Source organism: Desulfogranum mediterraneum DSM 13871, assembly GCF_000429965.1.
GTDB classification, from domain to species: domain Bacteria; phylum Desulfobacterota; class Desulfobulbia; order Desulfobulbales; family Desulfobulbaceae; genus Desulfogranum; species Desulfogranum mediterraneum.
The window spans coordinates 174,515-195,784 of the sequence record NZ_AUCW01000013.1 but is presented as its reverse complement, the minus strand read 5'-3'; the positions used below and the strand labels follow the sequence as shown (position 1 = coordinate 195,784).

The following is a 21,270-nucleotide window of genomic DNA, read 5'->3' as shown; positions in this document are numbered from 1 at the left end:
GACTGTTGTTGCCGCCTGTTGATGACCGCAGGAAACCGTTGTCGGCAGCAGGCCTGTTTTAACCGCACCTGAGGAAACCTGATTATGTCGCTTCATACCTTGACCACCAGCCAGCAGAATTTTCCGGAACAGTACAGCCGGCTCTCCCCGGGCCAGCGGCAGGTGTTGCACTGTCTGTCGGTGTTCTATGACTGGGTTTCGCGGACCAACCTGATCCACTGCCTTCACCGGCTCGGGCTCAGGGATGAGCAGGGTAAACGCTTGGTCACCAAGGAGGTTAATCGCCTGTTGGAGCCCTTGCAGGCAGAGGGGCTGGTGGAGCTCGGCTCCAGGGGCGTGCGCTGCAACCCGGAGATCGTGGAGCTGGTCGGTCGCGAGCTCCTGGCCAAAGGGCCTTTTAGCGAAATCGCCGCCCTGGTGGAGCAACTGGTGCCCATCCCGTCCAACTGGCAACATGAGCAGTGGTACAAGAGCTATGACCAGGGGGTGCGCCAGGTGCGGCTGGCCCTGTTACGAGGGGAGGACCAGGAGCGGGTGGCGAGCCTCCTCCTTGCCGTGGGCCAACAGTACCCGGAGGAGTATCACGACGACCATCCCCTGGAGCGGATATTCTTCACCCCCTTTGACCGGGATGGGCTGATGGGCTTGTCCACCGCACTGGTCGGCGATTTTCTCCTGCCCCGCTTGAACAGCGCCTGTCTGCGCCTGGAACCGCTGGATGAGCTGCTCGCTTTTGTCGAGGAGTATGTTCGAGTGAATACCATTGATGACGATGCCTTTCAAGCCTCCCTGGCCCTCTGTCATGTCTGCAGGGGAGAGCTGGCTAAACTGGAAGCACAGCTGGCAGCCTGGTCGCCTTGTTGTAGTATGCTGAGTTATCAGGGCTGGCTGGCCCTGCTGAAAGGGGAGCTTGAACAGTCCTTGGAATACTATGAGCAGGGCCTGGCGATGTTGAAAAAAACAACCAGGAAGCGCAAGGTTGCCTACAGCAACCTGGCCGGTTTTTTTTATGGGGTGGCCCTGCTGCAGTCCGGAGAGAGCGAGCAGCTGCAAAAGGGGCTGGGCTATCTGGAGCTGGTCAAAAAGCAGACGAACTTTACCAGCTATGCCATGTGCGGGGATCTGGAGCAGACTCTGCTCTTTGCCCTGGGGCGGCGAAATCAGGCCCAGAGGGGCGTGCACTCCCTGGGGCTGGTGCGGTACCATGAATTTTTTTCAGCCTTGATGGCCTATATGACCCTCTGCTGGCAGGGTGAAGGGGTTAGCAAGGATGACCTCAGGGGCTTGGAGCTGCTCCAGGAGATGGCAGAGGAAGATGGCTATTACTGGTTTGCCAAGGAGGCCACCGCCATCTTGCTGGCCAACAAGGTCGCCCCCAAGAGCAATCAGAAGGTGTACCATCGTCTGCAGGAGCGGTGTCCCCTGCCTGACCTCGCTCTGGCTATTAAGCCCCGGGAGGAGTGGGAACATGTCCTGGATGCCCTGGCCAGCCTGGAACATGGCGGTGGGGAGGTAGCCGCCGGCGGAGAGCGATTGGTCTGGTTGATTTCCATTGATGATGAGTATGGCGAGTGTGAGATCGTGCCTAAGCTCCAGAAGCTCGGCAAGGGCGGCAAGTGGACCAAGGGGCGGAGCGTGGCCCTGTCCCGGCTGAGCGCAGGGGTCAATACCCTCTCCTTTCTGACCAGCCAGGACAGGAGGGTGGTTGCTGCCATAGCCAAGTCGCACACCTCCTCCTGGGGCTATTACAGCAGCACCCCCAGCTATACCCTGCGGGAGAGTCAGGCCCTGCCGGCCCTGGTGGACCACCCTCTGCTTTTTTGGGCAGACCAGCCCTCGGTCCAGGTGGAGTTGGTCAAGGGGGAACCGGAACTCCATGTCTTGGAAGGGGCAAACGGTTATCAGCTCGAACTCTCCCCCCTGCTTGAGGAGGGAGAGTCCTTTGGCCTGGTCCGGGAGAGTCCAACCCGTTTGAAGTACATTCCCTTGACCCGGGAGTATGAACAGCTCTGTGCGATTGTCGGATCCTCGGTGGAGGTACCCTTTGCAGCCAAAGAACGGGTGGTGCAGGCCCTCTCCCGGGTGACGAGGGTTTTGACCGTCCACTCGGATATCGGTGCTGTTGCTGCGGCTGCCAGAAGTGTCGAGGCAGATGCCCGTCCCCATGTTCATCTGCTCCCCTATAACCAGGGACTGCAGTTGGAGGTCTTGACCCGGCCCTTTGCCCAGGGGGGGAGCTACTTTCGTCCCGGCAGCGGCGGGGAGACGGTGGTTGCCGAGATCGAGGGTGAACAGCTCCAGACCAGGCGCGACCTGCAGCTGGAGCGGGATAACGCCGACTCGGTCAACCAGGCCTGCCCCTCGCTCAGCCGTATGAACGACTATGGCTATGAGTGGCTCCTGGAGGATCCTGAGCAATGTCTGGAGCTGCTTACCGAGCTGCGGGATATGGGGGATCAGGTGGTGCTGGCGTGGCCCAAGGGGGAGAGTCTCCGGCTGACCCCTACGGTTACTGCCGATCAGTTCTCCCTCCAGATCAAGCGGGACCGGGACTGGTTCGCTGCCACCGGTACGCTCCGGGTGGATGAGGAACTGGTTCTGGATATGCAGCAGCTGTTGGCCTTGAGCCTGGAGTCGAACTCCCGTTTTGTGGCTCTGGATGACGGTCGCTTTCTGGCCCTGAGCAAGGCCTTTCGGCGCCGGGTCGAAGAGCTGCGGGCCTTTTCAGAGAATCATGGAAAGGGGGTGCGCTTCAGTCCCTTGGCCGGATTGGCCCTGGAGGAGTTTACCCAGGAGATCGGCAGCTGCACCGCCGACCGTCATTGGAAAAAGAATCTGCAGCGTTTCCAGAACGTGGCTGAGCCGGACTTGCCCTCCACCCTCCAGGCAGAGCTCCGTGATTATCAGCTCCAGGGCTTTCAGTGGCTCGGTCGGCTCTCCACTCTGGGGGTGGGGGCCTGTCTTGCCGATGATATGGGCCTGGGCAAGACCATCCAGGCCCTGGCCGTCATTCTCCTCCGGGCCGCTCAGGGGCCTTCCCTGGTGGTGGCTCCAACCTCGGTGTTGATGAACTGGCAGGATGAGGCAGCCCGCTTTGCCCCGACCCTGAAGGTCCAGCTGTTCGGCAATGGGAACCGTAAGGAGTTGTTGGCAGCTGCGGCTGAGTTTGACCTGGTTATCTGCAGTTACGGCCTTATGCAGAGCGAGGCCGAGTTGCTGGCCGCGGTGCCGTGGCAGACCGTGGTCCTGGATGAGGCCCAGGCCATCAAGAACACTCAGACCAAACGTTCCCGGGCGGCCATGCAGCTCCAGAGCGAGTTCAAGCTGATCACCACCGGTACTCCCATCGAGAATCATCTGGGCGAACTTTGGAATTTGTTTCGTTTTATCAATCCCGGCCTGTTGGGCTCCCTGGAGCGTTTTCGGCGCACCTTTGCCCTTCCCATTGAACGGCAGGGCGACCGGGCTGCGGCCAAGCGTTTGAAGAAGTTGATTCAGCCCTTTATCCTCCGCAGGTTAAAGAGCGGTGTGCTCCAGGAGCTGCCGTCCCGCACCGAGGTGACCATGCAGGTGGAGATGAGTCAGGAGGAGGCGGCCCTCTACGAGGCCCAGCGCCTCCAGGCCCTGGATTCCTTGGCTGTGGAGGATGAGCAGCAGGGCGACGGTCCCGGGCACCTCCAGGTCCTGGCCCAGATTACCCGGCTGCGGCGTTTCTGCTGTAACCCCCAGCTGGTGGTGCCTGAGGCGGGGCTTGCCAGTTCCAAACTCAAGGTGTTTTCAACCATTGTCCGGGAGCTCCTGGAGAACAACCATAAGGCCCTGGTCTTCAGCCAGTTTGTCGGCCATCTGAGTCTGATCAGAGAGGAGCTGGACCGGCTGGGGATCTCCTATCAGTACCTGGACGGTGCCACTCCCACCAGGCAGCGGACCCTGCGGGTCAAGGCCTTTCAGGCCGGGGAGGGGGATCTCTTTCTGATCAGCCTCAAGGCCGGCGGGGCCGGACTCAACCTGACCGCCGCTGACTATGTGATCCACATGGACCCCTGGTGGAATCCGGCGGTGGAGGACCAGGCCTCGGATCGGGCCCACCGCATCGGCCAGGAGCGGCCGGTAACCATCTACCGGCTGGTGGTCAAGGACTCCATCGAGGAGCGGATCGTGGCCCTCCACAGGGAGAAGCGCGACCTGGCCGATAACCTGCTCTCCGGCAGCGACATGAGCGGCCGGATCTCCACCGCCGAGCTGCTGGCCCTGCTTAAGGAGAGCTGAGCCTGGGGGGAGGGGCCTTGTTGCTGGCCACCTCAAGGGCAACCGGAGGCAGTTCTTTTTTAAGCCACTCGGAGTTGTGACGGAATTTCTTGCTGAAGTTGACCTTTGCCTGTGGCTGCATGATGCCCCTGCCCCACCCTCAAGTTGTTATTCCATACCTGTCTGAATTGCCGGCCCAGGTCGCGTCTTGGGTTGAAAAATATATGCTCAGGCCTATTTTTCAACCTCATCCATTCATCCCTCCGTATTGCAAAGTCAAAGTCAGCGTTGGAAGATTCCGTTTTTGTGAACGCGTTGTTGGGTTTTTCCTTTATTTGCAGGGATGCCGGCGTTTTTTTTTGGCACGCCGAGATTTGTTGAGTAGTATTAGGGCTATACCACTTTGTGGCTGTGTCGGTTGAGAGAAGCGTGATTGCTGTGCAGCTGTCAGGGAAGTTTTGTTTTACGCACAGTTGAACAATGGTGAAGCGGTATTGTCTCGAAGAGGAAGGGGTTTTTGTCATTAAATTACAAGAGGTTGGTTTTTGGCTCTGCGCCGGAACTGGCCGGAGTATGGCCTTTTTTCTTGCTATTCCGTTAAAGCGGAAAGTTAGGTTGTGAGCCGTGATCAAGCACGAGTCGACAGCTTGAGCAGGGGAAGAAGGGAGGAGTGGTTTCTGGAGTAATCCTTAGCTGTTATTTGAAAAAAGCTAATTGTTAGCCATTGGTCCTCTTTTGGGAGCGCTATTTGCAAAAAACAAAGGGCAAGCAGGTTGGAGTTCAAACAGAAAAACAATGCCAAAGGAGAATTGCCATGAAAAAAATTCTAGTATTGTTTGCCGTTGTGGGGCTGATGATGGGTACCATATCAGCTCATGCGAACCTTGTGACCAATGGCGGTTTTGAGTCGGGTTTGACCGGCTGGAGTCTCAGTGGTGAGGATTCCCACTTCTTTGGCAGCGGTCACACCGGCGCCCAATCACTGGAGCTTTTTGACAACAGTGGTTTTGCAACGCTCTCGCAGATGATAACGACAACAGTTGGCGCTACCTACGATTTCTCATTCTGGTCAGCGGTTTACAGTGTAGTTCCAGGGAATATACTCCGCTATAGTTTAGATTCAGGGCCGATAGTCACGGTCGCCCAAGCCTCTGGCGGTTTTAACTGGGAGTATTTCTCGGACAGCTTTGTTGCCAGCAGTACCTCAACCGCGATCAGTTTTTTCATTGAAACGGACCCCGGGACAGGAACATGGAAGCTTGACGATGTCTACGTCTCCTTAGGAGAAAACCCGGTCCCCGAACCAACGACCATGCTGCTCTTTGGAACGGGTATTGCCGGGCTCGCAGCCATAGGGCGGAGAAAGAAGTAGTTCTTTGTTCCGAAATAACAAAAAAGCCGCCTTCCCTCGGAAGGCGGCTTTTTTGTTGGTACCTTTTTAGGAGCATGAACCGGGTGAGCCCGGGAGAGGGGGCTGCCACCTTAGTCCTCAAACTTATAGCCCAGGCCATAGACCGAGTGGATCAGATCCAGCCCCGCTTGGAGGCGAGTGATCTTTGCTCTGAGTTTCTTGATGTGGCTGTCCACGGTGCGGTCATTGACCATCCGCCGGTCCCTGTAGATGGCCTCCATCAGCTGGTTCCGGGAGAAGATCCGTCCCGGTTGGGAGTAGAGGGTGGTAAAGAGGTAGAATTCCACCGCTGTTAAGCCAAGATCCCGTCCTCCCAGCAGTACCCTGTAGCCCTCCTGATCGACCTGGACCTGGTCGCCGCTCTGGGCGAGTTCTCCGTCACTGCGGCGCAGCACCGCCCTGACCCGGGCCACCACCTCTCTGGGACTGTAGGGCTTGCAGATGTAGTCGTCGGCGCCCAGCTCCAGTCCCAGTAAACGGTCCACCTCCTCGATTCGGGCGGTGGTCATGATGATCGGCACCCGGGAAAAGCTGCGCAACTCCCTGCAGATGGAGATGCCGTCTTTTCCAGGGAGCATGATGTCCAACAGGATCAGGGCCGGCTGGTGCTGCCGTACCCAGGCCACCACCCCCAAACCCTCAGTCAGCAGCTGCACCCCATAGCCCGAGGCTGTGAGGTAATCCCTGAGCAGTTCCGCTACCTGGAGCTCATCTTCCACGATCAGAATAGTGTTGTTCATGACGCCTCTCCTGCTTCCGGCAAGCGGACGGTGATTTTCAGGCCACCCAAGGGGGAGTGGCCGGCCGTGATGGACCCCTCATGGGCCAGGACTATCTGTCGGCAGATGGCAAGCCCCAGGCCTGCCCCGCCCATGGCCCGATTGCGGCTGGCCTCCACCCGGTAGAGATGGTCAAAGAGTTTGGGCAGGGCCTGGCCTGGTACACCCGGCGGGCTATCCTCTATCCGTACCTCCACCCATGGCGGCTGGTGACTCGCCGTAACCTCCACCAGCCCTCCCTGGTCGGTGAACTTGAGGCTGTTGATGAGCAGGTTGGCGATCAGCTGCTGCAGCCGTTGGCCATCGCCAACCACCACCAGGGGCGCTGGACTGCTCACCAACTTCAGTTCCAGACCGACCTTGGCCGCGGCATGCTGCTGGGTCTCCAGCTCATCGAGCAGGAGGCGGCCCAGATCCATCTCTTCCCGAAAATAGGAGACGAGACCCAGCTCCGAGCGGGAGAGATCGTTGAGGTCTTCCACCAGGCGACGCAAGCGCATGACCCCCTGGTGGAGACGGGCCAGGGTCTGTTCATCGGCCTGGCGGATGCCATCCTGAACCGCCTCGATCTCGCCTTGCAGTCCGGTCAGGGGGGTGCGGAGCTCATGGGCAATGTCACTGATCCAGAGCTTACGCTGGGTCTCGTTGAAGGCCAATGTTTCGGCTAAGCGGTTGAAGTCGTGTGACAGCTGTCCCAGCTCATCCTTGGAGCCCGGCTTGAGCCTGGGCGAGAAATCGCCGCTGATCAGCTTGCGGGCTGCCTGGGAAAGGCTGCGGATGGGTTTGGTCAGGTGGTAGGCCAGGGGCAGGGAGAGGCCGATGGTGATGAAAATCGCGGCTAATCCCACCAGGAGGAGAGCCAGCTTCTGCTGTCTGACAAAGAGGAGTTGATGGTCTTCTGAGAAACTTCGGGGCGAGTAGAGGCCCACTGCCCCCACCTGGCGGTTGCGGTATTGCAGCGGGATGAGATGGGGTGGCTCTGTGCCCTGTCGTCTGCCAAAGATCAACCTCTGGTTCTGATCCAGGATGATCAGGCGCATCAGGGGATGGCGGGGCGGCTCCTTACTGCTCTGCGGGGAGGGGCTCAGGAGCCAGTCCGGCAGCTTGCCCTCTTTCAGCATGGCGATGATGCGTTCTCTTTTGAGACTCTCCGGCAGGGTGTGGGCATGGAGCTGCAACAGTTCCAGGGGATTGTCCTTCAGCCCCTGCCAGCTTTGCTTCTCTTTGTAATAGCTTTCCAGCTCCACGAGCAGGCGCTGGAGATGCTCCTGTTCCTGGGTATCGATGTACTCCAGGAAGCCTCGGTCAAAACTCCATTGGATCACAACCGCCATATAGGCGACCACGGCCAGGGCTGCTGCCAGCATGCAGAGGAAGAGTTTGTATTGGATGGTGAGTTTCATCGGCTCCATAACTGAGGGTATCCGGTGGGTATTGGGGCATTATTTCCAGCTCTTTGTACGCCAGAAAAAGAAGGCCTGCATCGGATAATTGAGCCTTGCACAATCTTTTCTTATTTTCTGCCAATTTTTTGCCAATTGGCAGGATAGGCTGGTGAGAGTGAAGCAACAGGGCCCTGTGGCCATATCAACCTCAGCCGACAGCTTGGAATGAAATACCCATCCTCAGCAGAAAAGATGGTGCAGCTTCTGCTCATCACCATCGTGCTCACCCTCTCGGCTTGCGCTCCGCAGGCACCCCTGAAAATAGATCCCCTGGTCCTGCCGACCACCTTTTCCCGCTCCGGCAATCAGCCCCTGGCAGGAGAGTGGTGGCGTTCCTTTGCCGATCCCCTGCTCAACGATCTGGTGCAACAGGCCCTGGCCGACAACCTCTCCCTGAAGACAGGCTGGGACCGACTGTCCCAGGCCAGGGCCCTCCATGGGAAGAGTCGGGCTGGCTTGTTTCCGAGCCTGGATGGTCAATCCTCAGCTGAACATCAGCAGAACCGGATCAGCGGCAGCTCGGAGAAGAGCGATACCCTGCTTCTGGGCCTGTCTGCAGGCTATGAGCTCGATCTCTGGGGCAAGATCGATTCCAGTGTGGCAGCCGCCCGAATGGACATGGAGGCCCAGGTCGCTGATCTCGATGCCGTGGCCATGAGCCTGAGCGCCGAGGTGGCGGTCTGCTGGTATGAGTTGGTGGCTCTGGAGCAGGCCCTGCGCCTCCTGGATGAGCAACTCGCCACCAATCAACAGGGGGTGGAGCTGGTCGCGGCCCGCTTTCGCACCGGCCTGGTGCCCATGGAGGATCTCCTTCAGCAGCGACAGCTGGTGGCGGCCACCCAGGGCCGGCGCTTACTCCAGCTGGCCGAAAGGACCCGGAAGGAGCATCAGCTGACCATCCTGCTCGGTCTGGCCCCGGGCACCAGGAGTTTTCAGATCCCTACCCGGATGATTGCCCTGCCCACCCTCCCGGACACCGGGGTCCCTGGCGAGCTGCTCTTGGCCCGGCCGGATATCCGCAGCGCCTTTCAAGAGGTTGCCGCTGCTGATCAGCGGGTGGCCGGCGCTGCTGCCGATCGATTCCCGGCCCTGCGTCTCTCTGCCTCGCTGCAGAGTGCGGGCAGTGGTGCGGCCCTGTTGAGTGATTACCTCACCAGCCTGGCTGCAGGGCTCACCGGGCCGATCCTCGACGGTGGCAGCCGAGAGCAGGAGCTGGAGCGGACCCGGGCGGTAGCCGCGGAGAAGCTTCATCTCTATGGTCAGGCCATCCTCGAGGCCCTTGGCGAAGTAGAGGACGCCCTGGTGATTGAAGAGCAGCAGCTGCACTATATACAGAGCCTGGACCGGCAAAGGGGCCTGGCCGAGCAGACCATGCTCCAGATCAAGGAGCGTTACCTCAAGGGGAGCGAGAACTACCAGCGGGTGCTCTCTGCCCTGATCTCTCTCCAGGGCCTCCAGCAGGATCAGCTCGTCGCCCACAGGGACCTGTTGGTGAACCGGATACGGCTCTGTCGGGCCCTGGGCAGGGGCTGGGGCTACAGCCAGGGGCAGGAGAAAATATAGCTGCCCTGTTGCCGCCAGTGGTCATCCGTTTGTTTAAGATATCCCTTAAGAGAAGAGGAACCATCATGTCTGATCTATCAGCCCGCATCACCCCCCATCCCGGAGCAGCTGCTGCCCGGGAAGCGACCGTCAGCCCTCCCTCCGGAATCATACGATTCCTGCTGCGAGTGGTTATGCCCCTGGCAACCCTGGTCAGTGGTGGCCTGCTGACCGTCTATCTTTTGGAGACAGGCCCCCAGGCCCGACATCTGCCGCCAGAGCAACATGCTGTTCAGGTGCATACCGTGACCGCCCATTTTGGACCATCTCCTACGGTGATCCCGGCCATGGGCGTGGTGAGCCCAGCCCAGTCTATTGAGTTGAAGGCAGAGCTGAGCGGCGAGGTCATGGCCATCAGCGAGCAGCTGCTGCCGGGTGGTCGCTTTGCTGCCGGCGAGGCCATGCTCCGGCTCGATCCCAGGGAATATCAGCTGGCCCTGCGCCAGAAGAAGAGCGCTGTGGCCCAGGCCCGGAATGACCTGGATCTGGAGGAGGGCAACCAACTGGTTGCCCGGCGGGAACTGGAACTCTCCGGGGAAGAGGTGAGCGAGGTGGAGCGGAGCCTGATGCTGCGCAAGCCCCAGCTCAGCAGCCTGGAGACAGCCCTGGCCATTGCCCGGGCCGACCATGAGCTGGCCCGGCTGGATCTGGAGCGGACAATCCTGAGCGCACCCTTTAACGGTATTGTCCAGGAGCGGACGGTCAATGTGGGCAGCTTGGTCTCTTCGGCCACCACCCTTGCAAGATTCATCGGCTCGGATCGCTACTGGGTGGAGGTCTCGGTCCCTGAAGCACAGCTCTCCTGGATAGCGGTGGCCGATGTCCGCGGCAGAGGCGGGGCCGAGGTCAGGGTCTATAATCCCACGGCCTGGGGCAAGGAGCGTTTTCGCCGGGGCCGGGTGATACAACTCTTGCCTGCGCTGGAGAGCCAGGGGCGGATGGCGCGGCTGCTCATCGAGGTGGACGACCCTCTGGCCCTGGAGGCGGAGCAGCAGGGAGAGCCCAGATTGCTGATCGATTCCTTTGTCCGGGTGGCCATCCAGGGGACACCGCTGGCCTCGGCCCTGTCCCTGCCCCGTGCCTATCTCCGGGATGGCGACGAGGTCTGGCTGCTGGACCGGGACGGCACCCTGGACATCCGGCAGGTGACCATCGCCTATAAAAACCAGGACAGGGTGCTGGTGACCGCCGGGGTGGAGGAGGGGGAGGAGTTGATAGTCTCTGATCTTGTCGCCCCGGTCCAGGGGATGCTCCTGTCCCAGGCCTCTCCTCCGGTTGAGGACCCGACTCGTCCTGCTGCGCCTGTCCCCTCGGCCAAGGTGGCGACGGCTCGGCTGGCCCTGGCAAACCCGCCAGACCGTGCGGAGTTGGCGGAGGTGGACCAGTGAAGGGGCAGCGACAAGGGTCCGGCCAGGGGCCTCTGGCCTGGATGGTCCATCACCGGGTGGCAGCCAACCTGTTGATGATCTTTCTTCTGCTCGGCGGTCTGGTGTCGACCCGTACCATCAAGAAAGAGGTCTTTCCGGAGTTTGAACTGGATACGGTGACCGTCAGCGTGGCCTATCCGGGCGCCGGGCCGGAAGAGGTGGAGCAGGGTACGGTGCTGGTGGTGGAAGAGGCCATCAGTTCGGTGGAAGGGGTGGCAGAGGTCTCTGCCCGTGCGGTTGAGGGCAGCGGAACCGTGATCGCCGAGCTGATCGAAGGAGAGGACCGGCAAAAGGTGCTCCAGGAGATCAAGCAGGAGGTGGACCGGATCACCACCTTCCCTGATGAGGCAGAGGAGCCCGTGGTCTCCCTGCAGAACAGAAAGCGGGAGGTGCTCCAGCTCAGTCTTTATGGGGATCTGAGCCAACAGTTGCTCAGGGCTCTGGGAGAACAGCTTCGGGACCGTTTGCTCCAGCAGGCAGAGATCACCCAGGTGAGCATCACCGCTGCAAGGGATTATGAGATCCAGGTGGAGATCAGTCAGGATCAGCTGCGAACCCATGACCTGAGTCTGGCAACCGTGGCTACTGCCATTGGTGCGGCTTCGGTGGAGATGCCGGGCGGTGAGATAGAGACCAGCGGTGGCGAGATCTTGCTCCGGGTCAAGGAGCGGCGGGAGTGGGCCCATGAGTTTGGCCGTATACCCATTGTAACCGCCCCAGATGGCACCGTGGTCTACCTGGAGGATATCGCCACGGTGCGGGAGGCTTTTGAGGATAGTGACCAGGAGGTGACCCTGAACGGTAGCCCCACCATTGCCCTGAACGTCTACCGGGTGGGAGCGCAGACCCCCATGGAGGTGGCTGCAGCTGTCCGTTCGACCATGGCAGAGGTCGCCCTGGAGCTGCCCCCAGGGGTGGAGTGGATGATTAATCGGGATCAGTCCCAGATCTACCAGCAGCGGCTGGAGCTGTTGATGAAGAATGCCTTTATCGGCCTGGTGCTGGTTTTGGTGGTGCTGGGGTTGTTTCTGGAGGTGAAACTGGCCTTTTGGGTGACCATGGGGATTCCGGTCTCCTTCCTGGGGGGGATGCTCTTCCTGCCCCTGTTTGATGTCTCCATCAACATGATTTCCATGTTCGCCTTTATCGTGGCCCTGGGGATTGTGGTGGATGATGCCATCATTGCCGGGGAAAATATCTATGCGTATCGGGAGCAGGGGATGAGCTTTGCCGAGGCAGCGGTCCGGGGGGCGGCTGATGTGGCCGTGCCCATTAGCTTCAGCATTCTCACCAATATTGCCGCCTTCCTGCCCCTGCTCTTTGTCCCGGGGGTCATGGGTAAGATCTGGAAGGTCATCCCCCTGGTGGTGGTAACGGTGTTTGTGGTCTCCTGGGTGGAGTCACTCTGTATACTCCCGGCCCACCTGAGCCATGGCCGTTCAGGTGCGGTTCATCCCCTGTGGGCAGGCCTGCAGCGGCGACAACAGGCCTTTAGCCGTGGGGTGCTCCGCTTTGTCGAGAGGGTCTATGCCCCGCTCCTTGGCTGCTTGCTTAGGCACCGTTATCTGGCCGTGGCCGTGGGCTTGGCCGTTTTTATGGTGGTGGTGGGCTATGCCTTGAGCGGCAGGATAGGGATGATCCTCATGCCCAGGGTGGAGTCGGATTATGCCGTGGCAAGCGCGACCCTGCCCTATGGCAGTTCCGAGGAGCGGCTGCGGACGGTGCGTGATCAGCTGGTCGCCTCCCTGGAGGCGACCCTGGAGCAGTCTGCTGCGGCCGAAATGGTTGCAGGGGTTTTTACCAGCATCAGCAGCAACACCGTGGAGGTGAACGCCTATCTGGTGGATCCTGAGGAGAGAGCCCTCACCACCCGGGCCCTGAGCCGGCTCTGGCGTCGGCAGGCCGGCCCTCTGGTGGGGGTCGAGTCCCTCCGCTTTGAGTTTGATCGGGGCGGTCCCGGTCGGGGCCACTCGGTCTCGGTGGAGCTGAGCCACCGGGATGTTGGGGTATTGGCTCGGGCCAGTGAGGCCCTGGCCGCCGATCTGGCCGTCTATCCCCAGGTCAATGATGTTGATGACGGCTTTGCCCTGGGCAAGGAGCAGCTTGATTTCACCATCACCCCGGAAGGTGCCAGTCTGGGGCTGACAGCAGCAGAGATTGGCCGCCAGGTACGCAACAGCTTTCAGGGGGTGGTGGCCCTTCGGCAGCAGCGGGGCCGCAGTGAGGTCTCGGTTCGGCTGCGACTACCCGAGAACGAACGGCTGAGTGAGTATGGGGTCGAGTCTCTGTTGATCCGGACGGGAGAGGGGGGCTTTGTGCCGCTGAGCTATGTGGCCGAGGTACAGCGGGGCCGGGCCTATACCAGCATTGAGCGGCGTGAGGGGCGGCGGACGGTGACCGTGGGGGCTGATGTGGAACCCATCGGTGCAACCAATATGATCACCGCAGAACTCGACACCACCCTGCTGCCGGCACTGGCCAGGGAATTTCCCGGACTGAGCTATGGCTATAGTGGCAGACAGGCGGATATGAAGGAGAGCAGCCAGAGTCTGCTCCTGGGTTTTTGCGGCTCTCTGGCCCTGATCTATCTGCTTCTGGCCCTGCCCTTCAACAGTTACCTCCAGCCCCTGGTCGTGATGGCGGCCATTCCCTTTGGTGTGGTCGGGGCGGTAGCTGGGCATGTGCTGATGGGCTATAACCTGAGCCTGATGTCCATGATGGGGATGGTGGCCCTGGCCGGGGTACTGGTGAACGATTCCCTGGTGCTGGTGGATTATGCCAACCGACAGCTGGCTGGCGGCGCCTCTCCGGCTGAGGCCATCGTTGCCGCCGGCAGCCGCCGTTTCCGGCCCATCATCCTCACCACCCTGACCACCTTCGGCGGTCTGGCGCCGATGATCTTCGAGACCTCCAGGCAGGCACGGTTCATGATCCCCATGGCCATCTCTCTGGGCTATGGGATTCTCTTTACCACCCTGATCGTGCTGGTGCTGATCCCCTGTCTCTTTCTGATCGTCTCTGATCTGATGGGGTTGTGGGCCTGCTTGCGAGCAGGGACCCCGGAGACGGCCGGGGAGTTGATCAAGGGGAAGGAGGCCCCTAAGGGGGGGCACTACGGGGGGAACTAGGGTCCGGCCAGGGAGCCTGAGGCTTGATCCCTTTGCGGAAAGCTGCGCTTAGACCTTGAGTTGGAGGGAGCTGTTGTGGAGGATCTCGATGATGGCATCCGCCTCTTCAGCAGAGATCCCCAGTTGATGGACCAGGGTCTGGTGGATGGCGTCCGGGTCGTTGGGGAGGTAGGGGTTGACAGCTGTCGGCAGTTTGGCCTGTTGGGCCCGGGTCGCCGCCTCTCCGGGGGTGTTGGTTTGGGGAGCGCTCTCTGCCATGCTGGTCTGGAGGATGCCCAGCTGGGTCTTCATGCCATTGAGATCCCGGGGCCGTTCAGTGGTGTTGTCGGGGAACTTGGCCAGTAAGAAGCGGTGGAGCTTTTCCTGATTCAGCTGGTGGGGAGAGACCTGTTCGGGCTGGGGCTTTGACGGGCCCTGCTTTTTTTGGCTGAGTTGGTCAGCATCAGGATTGCCTCCCCGGCCGGTGCGGGTTCCGGCGTCATGAGCCGGGGCCTGTGGGGTCCCCTGGAAAAGTTCAGCCTGGTGGTTGAGTATGGTGGTAATGCTCATCTGCGTACCTGTGGGAAAGGGCCTGCTGATCATGGAGCAGCATCTTGCTGCGGTTCAAACCCATGAGCCTTTATCGGCAACCTGTTGGAAAACCTTAATGAAATTGGTGAAAAGGAGTGCCGGTTGGTCAGCTGAGCCCCTGTCGCCCCATCCTCTTTTCCGGGGCAATTGGCTGGAGTTCGGTCCTTTTTGGGTCCGCCTTGCCGGCGACGCCGGCCTCTTGGTCATTTCTTGACTTTCTGGTCCGGATAAATAGTTTATGGGTATCTTGAATAATGAGATTTTTCGATCAAGGTCAAGGCGCGAGATACAATTTTAGTGGAGGTATATAGTCGATATTCCGAGACTAAAATTTTGATCGTAACGCTGAGATTGGAAGAAAAAGCCATTATTCAAGGTAGCCTTAATCTTAAACTCGTTTCCGTGGCTCAGCTGGCAGGAGAGCGATCAGCTTGGGAGGGAATTGTTCACCTCTCACGGAGCCTGAGCCCAGCTGCGAATCCAGCTCAAATTCTCCGCCCCAGCACGGGTGCTTTGGAGTAGGCAGATCCCAATAATTCACAAATACGAGACCCTTTACCCTCGACTCGCCACGGGAAGAGACAACAGGGAGAGCAGAGATGAATTTTCAGGACATAAGTGAACAGCGACGGGCAATCAACTTCTTTGATCCGGAACAGGAGGTGAGCCAGGAGAGTCTGACCAGGATGATCGAGCTGGCCGCCCGGACCCCCTCCAGTTTTAATCTCCAGCCCTGGAATCTGGTGGTGGTGCGTGAGCAGGAGGAAAGGGAGACCCTAAAGGCGCTTGCCTGGAATCAGGACAAGGTGGCCGAGGCCCCGGTGGTCTTGATTGTCCTGGCCGATCGCAAGGGCTGGCAGGAGGGGCACCCGGTGGTGGAGCAGAACTGGCAGCAGATGCTGGCGACTGGAGGGATGCAGCCCGAGCAGAGGGATTGGTTTCTTGGGGCTGCCAAGTCCCTCTATAACTGGAATGAGCAGGCCGACCTGGCCTTTGCGGTCAAGAATGCCGGCTTCTTTGCCATGAGCCTGATGTATGCGGCCACCAGTCTTGGCCTGGAGACCCATCCCATGGATGGTTTTGATCATGAGGGGGTGCGCCGGACCTTCCAGATACCGGATCACTACTGGCTTCCCCTGCTCCTGGCGGTTGGCTACAGAAAGCCTGGGCTTGAGCTGCAGCCGGCCAAGTGGCGAAAGAGGGTGGATGAGATTGTGGTTCGCTTTGATGGGGGAGGTGCCTGAAGGTGCTCAGAGACTGGTAAGGGCTGACAGGAGCCGGCGACAGCAGCCAGGGGAGTCTCTCCCGGGCCGGCTCAGCTTCTCTCGTCAGCCATCTTGGCCTGGATTCAGGCTGATCCTCGCCGGGGGGCCTGCCCCTGGTCGCTCTCCCGGAGGATGGGGGCTCAGAGGGAGGAAAAATCCTCCTTTTCCTCCTGCTCAAGGATCTTTTCCTTCTGGGCGCGCAGGGCTGCGGCCCCGGCGGCCTTGGCAAGCTGTTGCTGCTTCTCCGGCTGCTCCTGGCGGCTGTTTGGGCTCGTCTCCGGCAGGTCGACGATGACCTTGCGGTGGGCATAGAAGATACCCTGGGCATTGAGGGCCTCGGTGATCAGCCTATAGGCCTCCCGGCGGATCACGAAGTGGGTCCCGGGCTGGGCCGTGAACTTGACCCGGATGGTCATCACCGAGTTGGTGATCTCCCTGACCCCCTGGGACTTCACCGGCCGGATGAAGTCCTTGCCATACTCTTCATCTTCCAGCATCCTCTGTCCCACCTTCTTGATAATCTTGCGGATCTTGTCGATGGGGGCGTCATAGGGGAAATCCAGGTTGAACTTGACGATGATGCCGCCGCGCATGTAGTTGGTGATCGCGCCCAGGTCCGAGTGGGGGATGATCTGGAGCATGCCCCGGTGGTGACGGATCATGGCGTTACGCAGGGTGATGGACTCCACCGTGCCGGAGATGGTGCTGGCCTCGATGTATTCTCCCACCCGAAAGGCATCATCCAGGAGATAGAAAAATCCGGAAAAGACGTCGGCCACCAGTTTTTGGGCGCCAAAACCCACGGCCAGACCGATCACCCCGGCTCCGGCCAGGAGCGGGCCGATATCCACCCCCAGGGAGGAGAGGATGGTCATGGTGACCATGACGATCAGCACCGAGCTCACGCATTTGCGTACCATGGGGAGAAGGGTATAGGCCCGTCCCCGGGCAGCGGCACCACCCCACTCGTCCTCCTCCCGCTCCTCCTCATCCTCGGGTATGGATTCTGCAATCTTCCGTTCGATCCAGGAGCTGATAAACTGCCAGAAGACGATGGCCAGGGTCAGGATGATCAGGGTATCCAGGGCCACCTGGGCCAGCTGGGAAAAGAGCGGAATCCGGATATTCCAGAGGCCGGCGACCCAAATGACCATCACGGCCACCACCCCGCTCCGGGCGATACCCTTGATCCGGAGATAGAGTTCCTCTCCCCTTTGCCCTTGGACCTGCTCCTCTGTAGAGGGCTCTCCTGGCTCATCATCCTGCTTGCGATGGAGCTGAAGGGTCTTCATGGTGTAGGCCACCAACCACTGGACCAGGCGGTCCGCCACCATCCAGATCGGCACGATAAAGAAGCTGGGGATAAAGGCCCCCCTGCGGTTGTAGCTGGGGTCAGCCAGGTCGTTGAGGAGCAGCAACCAGAGGATGACCAGGTAGCTGATGGCCAGGATATGCCAGATTGAGGCAAACTGTTGCTGTTTCCAGCGTAACTTTTGCCCCTCTCCCCTGGGCTGGAGCAGCTGCTCCCTGATTCTGTCCCTGTAGATCACGATGGCCACGGCGGTGGCCAGGAGCAGCAGGGAGGCGCTGCCGAGCTGGAGCAGGCGGACGGTCTGCAGGTCTGCCCCCAGGCGACGGATGACCACGGCGCTCATCAGGGTGAGGATGATGTAGCCGAAGGTCCAGGTCAGCAGGCGGTGGGCGGTTCGGGTCAGCCTGCAGTCGGCGGGCAGGGCGCGGCATTGCGTCTGGCCAGGGGCAAAGATGACCCGGGAGATGGCGGCGATGACCCTGATGGCGCAGATGGCGATCAGGGCTGCCAGGAAGAGTACCTGGACATAGATGGAGTCGGTCCAGATGAAAAACATGAAGCTGAAGTAGGCGCAGCCAAAGAAGATCAGCAGGCCGAGGAGCTTGGGGGTCTCCTGGATGATGCCGGTCAGGATCTTTTCCAGGGGCAGCAGCCCGCCGGTGCCCGTTTCCGGAGGAGGGCGGAAATAGCGGCTAAAGACAGTGAACCTGAACAGGGCTTCACAGCAGGTGCCCACAGCGAGAAAGAGCAGGACCCAGAGGAGATTATCCACCGCACCCTCCACGGTTTCGTAGGGACAGAGTCGGATGAAGACCCGCTTCAGGTCCGGGGCGACCTGGGGTACTCCGGCCCAGAGGAGACGAAACTGGTTTTCCGCCTCATCCTGTTCGCTGCTCAGGATCTGGAGGATGTGGTGGAACAGACTGGCCGGTCCCTTCATCCGCTCGCCTGCAGGCGGGGCGATGGAGGCCTCTTTTTTCAGTTGGCTGAGGAGGAGTTGTCGAACCTGTTCATCACTGAGGCCTGCCATCATTTCGCTGACCGGGATTTCCCGCTGCAGGGGCTGTCCCTGGTCGATGTCGGTTGGCTCGTCCGCCGGGTTCTGGCCGGCAACGCTTAAAGGGGGAGAGAGGGTGCTCAGGAGCAGGAGCAGGGCAAGCAGCAGGTAAGCAGGCTTGAGGGCGTAATCGTTCATGGCTGGTGATCAAGAGGTTGTTGCTGGTTTTTTTGAAAAGAGATGGGGGCTGCCTGCTGGTCGAGGGGCCTCGGTTGCAGGCTCTGCCGGGTGAAGAGGCTCGGGAGAGAAGGCGCACCAGCAGGCCTGACTATAGCGGATTGTCGCTCCATGGGCCAGTGCGAGCTGCGCTCCTCTTGACTTTTTTGGGAGTTCAGGGCCGCCACCGGGGTGGTGTGCCGGTGTCCTGGTAAAGGGGTTTGTTGAATTGGTCCCGCTGTTCGCTGAAGTAGTGGATGGTTGGCGGCAGAAAATCCCGGTGTTCCGGAAAGATCTGGGCAAAGAGCTCCCTGCAGGGGGTCTGGAATGCTGCCAGGCTGAGCCGGGGATGGCGTTGGCGGCAACAGCTGACCAGCCGTTCAAAAAAATGGTGGCCCATGAACATGTCATAGGTGATGGAGTTGAAGGCACCGTTCTCCATTCGGTTGTATTGGTTCAGGTGGGCCGAGGAGAGGCCCTGCAGCCGGCGCAACCGCATATCGATGCCCACGCTCAGATCCCGGTGGACCAGGCGTTGGATCCGACCGGCCCCATCCAGCTCCAGCAGGATGTTCTGGCCGTGGGGTTCCAGCATGAAGCCGCAGCTTCGGAAGCAGTTTACCCAGTGGCGGATGAGGGGGAACATGATGCGCTCCAGGATATATCCCAGGGGCTTCTCCTCGCCGATGAGCTCAAAGAGCAGGGGCGCTTGGTCGGGATCCAGTGAGTTCTCACCATAGAGGGCAAATCCTGGGATCAGCTCCCTGGGCCCGTCAACCAGGGGAAAGGGGCTCATCTCCCGGACCAGGTAGCCCCAGTTTTCTCCCCGATTATCGCTACGGTCCAGGCTGCGGTGGGAGATGCCGATCACCTCCCGTAAGAAGGCAAAGCCGGGCTCAAACCGATCGATGGCCTGCTCCAGTTCCAGGGAGACGGCGATGGCCTGCTCCACCACCTCGTCCCGCATCTTGCGGCCGTAGCGGGAGACCCGGAAGGGGAAGTGGACCTTGAGGGCGTGGAAGCCTGGCTCTTGATCGAGCACATAGAGGGTCCTGGTGGAGGAGCTGGGGGCGACCGTGATGGCAGGAGCCGCTGTGCCCCGCCTCTGCAGGCTGAGCAGATAGGGGTCGTCGGGCAGGGACTCCAGGACCTGGGGGTGGACACAGAAGAGCACCCTGTCCGGGCCCAGGTAGTGTTGGAGGAGCTCTGCCGGCGGGTTGGCGGTGTAGATCCGGACCAGTTCCCGGGGAACGGCCCAGGGGGTGAGGGCAAAGGAGGCGAGCTCGGATTGGGGCTGATAGCGGGGCGCTGCCTCGGTGTAGTCGGCGTGGATGGAGTAGGTCCTGGTTCCTTGGTTGCAGTAGCGATCGCGATAGACCAGAGAAGAGTTCATAAGGTACCTCAGTAAGGAAGACTGGGGGTGACGGGGTTGTGCCTGCCCGGTTCTGCTCTGCTGCTTATTTCAAGGGCTGTTCCCTCTGCTCCACCAGCAGGAGGAGCAGGCCGCCGGCAACAAAGAGGAGGACCAGGCTCAAGACCCCCCAGCGGGTCTCGCCGCTCAGGCGTGCCACCAGGCCCATCAGGGCCGGGCCGCTGATGGCGGCAAATTTTCCGCAGATATTATAGATACCGAAAAATTCAGCAGACTGCTCCGCCGGGATCAGCCTGGCGTAGTAGCTCCGGCTCAGGGCCTGAATCCCGCCCATGGCCGAGGCGATCAAGAGGGCGATCCCCCAGAAGACGGTGGTTTTCCACACCAGGTTATCCATGGCCGGGAGGAGAAAGGCCAGCAGGGTGGCCAGGATATAGATACCGATCCCTGCCAGGAGCATGGTTCGGGTGGAAAAACGAACGGCCAAGCGGCCGTAGAGCAGGGCAAAGGGGAAGGCCACCACCTGGATGAAGAGCAGGACGCCGATGAGCAGGGCTACGCCGAATCCCAGGTCCCGGCCATAGGCCATGGACATGGTGATGATGGTTCCCACCCCGTCGATATAGAAGAAGTAGGCCAGCAGGAAGAGGAAGATCTGGCGGTGGCTTCGGACCCGGCCAAAGGTGGCCGCCAGTCGGCGCAGGCTCTCCCGGACCGGTGCCTGGGCGGCCGCCAGGGCGTGGGTCTGGTGGACATTCTTGAGCAGGGGCAGGGAGAAGAGGAGCCACCAGAGGGCCACCAGGACAAAACCGAGCTTGACCCGCAGCGGAGCGAGCAGGGTGGGGCCCGGGTCAGCCGTGAGGATCAGGCCGATGACGGCAAGAAAGGGGATGACGGAGCCGATGTAGCCGTAGCCGTAGCCCCGGGCAGAGACCGTGTCCATCCGCTCAGGGCTGGTGACATCGGTGAGCAGGGCGTCGTAGAAGATGTTGGCCCCGGCCCAGCCCACCCGGGCCCAGACAAAGAGGAGCAGGCAGAACAGCCACTGGCCTTGACCGATCAGGGTCAGTCCCAGGGTGGAAAGGAGGCCCAGGCAGAGGAAGAGGCTCAGGAATCGTTTCTTTTGTCCTGGATAGTCGGCCAGGGCTCCCAGAAAGGGGGCGAGCAGGGCCAGGATCAGGGATGCCGATGAGTTGGCAAATCCCCAGTTGGCGGTGGCGGTCACTGCCGACTGTCCGGCGGCTGCATACTCCTTGAAAAAGAGGGGCATGATGGCAGTGACCATGATCAGCACAAAGGCCGAGTTGCCTGCATCGTAGAGGATCCAGCTTCGTTCTTCCCGGGATGTGGTTGCTTGGATGTTCATGGGGATAGCCGTGCTCCGCCGCTCTGAATAGTGTTGCCGAACCTCTCTCTTAAGGTATCAGAAATGATCCTAAAGCTCACGCTGCAAATGAGAGGAGCGGATCTGCAGATCTGTTACCGAGGCGAGAGATGG

13 protein-coding genes are annotated in these 21,270 nt (G+C 60.4%); 6 read left to right on the top strand and 7 right to left on the bottom strand.

Annotation, left to right across the window (positions count from 1 at the left end):
- The first annotated feature begins 84 nt into the window (after nt 1–84).
- Nucleotides 85–4,269, top strand: a complete 4,185-nt coding sequence (locus tag G494_RS0106460; protein WP_035245644.1) for a DEAD/DEAH box helicase — start codon at nt 85–87, stop codon at nt 4,267–4,269.
- Here the strand turns inward: G494_RS0106460 and G494_RS27895 are convergent.
- On the bottom strand, nt 4,256–4,390 hold the full coding sequence (locus G494_RS27895; RefSeq protein ID WP_269746551.1) for a hypothetical protein: 135 nt from the start codon (nt 4,388–4,390) through the stop codon (nt 4,256–4,258). The two genes, G494_RS0106460 and G494_RS27895, sit on opposite strands and share 14 nt — an antisense overlap.
- A gap of 672 nt (nt 4,391–5,062) precedes the next feature.
- On the opposite strand from G494_RS27895, the gene G494_RS0106450 reads away from it, so the two are divergent.
- Nucleotides 5,063–5,620, top strand: a complete 558-nt coding sequence (locus G494_RS0106450; protein WP_028583872.1) for a PEP-CTERM sorting domain-containing protein — start codon at nt 5,063–5,065, stop codon at nt 5,618–5,620.
- 110 nt (nt 5,621–5,730) lie between these two features.
- On the opposite strand, the gene G494_RS0106445 is transcribed toward G494_RS0106450, so the two are convergent.
- Entirely contained in the window at nt 5,731–6,399 is a 669-nt protein-coding gene (locus tag G494_RS0106445; RefSeq protein ID WP_028583871.1) for a response regulator, read from the bottom strand.
- On the bottom strand, nt 6,396–7,841 hold the full coding sequence (locus tag G494_RS0106440) for an ATP-binding protein (protein WP_028583870.1): 1,446 nt from the start codon (nt 7,839–7,841) through the stop codon (nt 6,396–6,398). Before G494_RS0106440 ends, G494_RS0106445 begins: the two co-directional genes overlap by 4 nt.
- 234 nt (nt 7,842–8,075) lie before the next feature.
- Between G494_RS0106440 and G494_RS0106435 the strand changes: the two genes are divergently transcribed.
- The 3 genes from G494_RS0106435 to G494_RS22255 all read left to right on the top strand — a co-directional run bounded on the left by G494_RS0106435 (nt 8,076) and on the right by G494_RS22255 (nt 14,040).
- Nucleotides 8,076–9,446, top strand: coding sequence for an efflux transporter outer membrane subunit (locus tag G494_RS0106435; protein ID WP_051305455.1), 1,371 nt, complete (start codon nt 8,076–8,078; stop codon nt 9,444–9,446).
- A gap of 65 nt (nt 9,447–9,511) precedes the next feature.
- The gene (locus G494_RS22260; protein WP_051305454.1) at nt 9,512–10,873 is read left to right on the top strand and encodes an efflux RND transporter periplasmic adaptor subunit; all 1,362 of its coding nucleotides are present in this window, start codon (nt 9,512–9,514) and stop codon (nt 10,871–10,873) included.
- Nucleotides 10,870–14,040 (top strand): efflux RND transporter permease subunit, encoded by a 3,171-nt coding sequence (locus G494_RS22255; RefSeq protein ID WP_232362498.1) that lies wholly within the window; start codon nt 10,870–10,872, stop codon nt 14,038–14,040. Before G494_RS22260 ends, G494_RS22255 begins: the two co-directional genes overlap by 4 nt.
- Nucleotides 14,041–14,088: 48 nt before the next feature.
- On the opposite strand, the gene G494_RS0106420 is transcribed toward G494_RS22255, so the two are convergent.
- Nucleotides 14,089–14,589 (bottom strand): hypothetical protein, encoded by a 501-nt coding sequence (locus G494_RS0106420; RefSeq protein WP_153305780.1) that lies wholly within the window; start codon nt 14,587–14,589, stop codon nt 14,089–14,091.
- A gap of 620 nt (nt 14,590–15,209) precedes the next feature.
- Between G494_RS0106420 and G494_RS0106415 the strand changes: the two genes are divergently transcribed.
- Nucleotides 15,210–15,854 (top strand): nitroreductase family protein, encoded by a 645-nt coding sequence (locus G494_RS0106415; protein WP_028583867.1) that lies wholly within the window; start codon nt 15,210–15,212, stop codon nt 15,852–15,854.
- 161 nt (nt 15,855–16,015) lie between these two features.
- On the opposite strand, the gene G494_RS25215 is transcribed toward G494_RS0106415, so the two are convergent.
- The 3 genes from G494_RS25215 to G494_RS0106400 form a co-directional block, all read right to left on the bottom strand.
- Nucleotides 16,016–18,382: a mechanosensitive ion channel family protein gene (locus G494_RS25215; protein WP_051305453.1), complete on the bottom strand. Its 2,367-nt coding sequence runs from the start codon at nt 18,380–18,382 to the stop codon at nt 16,016–16,018.
- A 193-nt stretch (nt 18,383–18,575) separates the two neighbouring features.
- Nucleotides 18,576–19,793, bottom strand: coding sequence for an IucA/IucC family protein (locus G494_RS25210; RefSeq protein ID WP_028583866.1), 1,218 nt, complete (start codon nt 19,791–19,793; stop codon nt 18,576–18,578).
- A 64-nt stretch (nt 19,794–19,857) separates the two neighbouring features.
- Entirely contained in the window at nt 19,858–21,138 is a 1,281-nt protein-coding gene (locus G494_RS0106400) for an MFS transporter (protein ID WP_035245634.1), read from the bottom strand.
- Between the last annotated feature and the right edge of the window lie 132 nt (nt 21,139–21,270).

Coding starts and splice junctions, on each gene's coding strand:
- G494_RS22260 (WP_051305454.1), top strand. CDS start 9,512: ATGTCTGATCTATCAGCCCGCATCACCCCCCATCCCGGAGCAGCTGCT.
- G494_RS0106450 (WP_028583872.1), top strand. CDS start 5,063: ATGAAAAAAATTCTAGTATTGTTTGCCGTTGTGGGGCTGATGATGGGT.
- G494_RS0106415 (WP_028583867.1), top strand. CDS start 15,210: ATGAATTTTCAGGACATAAGTGAACAGCGACGGGCAATCAACTTCTTT.
- G494_RS27895 (WP_269746551.1), bottom strand. CDS start 4,390: ATGCAGCCACAGGCAAAGGTCAACTTCAGCAAGAAATTCCGTCACAAC.
- G494_RS0106420 (WP_153305780.1), bottom strand. CDS start 14,589: ATGAGCATTACCACCATACTCAACCACCAGGCTGAACTTTTCCAGGGG.
- G494_RS0106440 (WP_028583870.1), bottom strand. CDS start 7,841: ATGAAACTCACCATCCAATACAAACTCTTCCTCTGCATGCTGGCAGCA.
- G494_RS0106435 (WP_051305455.1), top strand. CDS start 8,076: ATGGTGCAGCTTCTGCTCATCACCATCGTGCTCACCCTCTCGGCTTGC.
- G494_RS0106400 (WP_035245634.1), bottom strand. CDS start 21,138: ATGAACATCCAAGCAACCACATCCCGGGAAGAACGAAGCTGGATCCTC.
- G494_RS25210 (WP_028583866.1), bottom strand. CDS start 19,793: ATGAACTCTTCTCTGGTCTATCGCGATCGCTACTGCAACCAAGGAACC.
- G494_RS25215 (WP_051305453.1), bottom strand. CDS start 18,382: ATGAACGATTACGCCCTCAAGCCTGCTTACCTGCTGCTTGCCCTGCTC.
- G494_RS0106445 (WP_028583871.1), bottom strand. CDS start 6,399: ATGAACAACACTATTCTGATCGTGGAAGATGAGCTCCAGGTAGCGGAA.
- G494_RS0106460 (WP_035245644.1), top strand. CDS start 85: ATGTCGCTTCATACCTTGACCACCAGCCAGCAGAATTTTCCGGAACAG.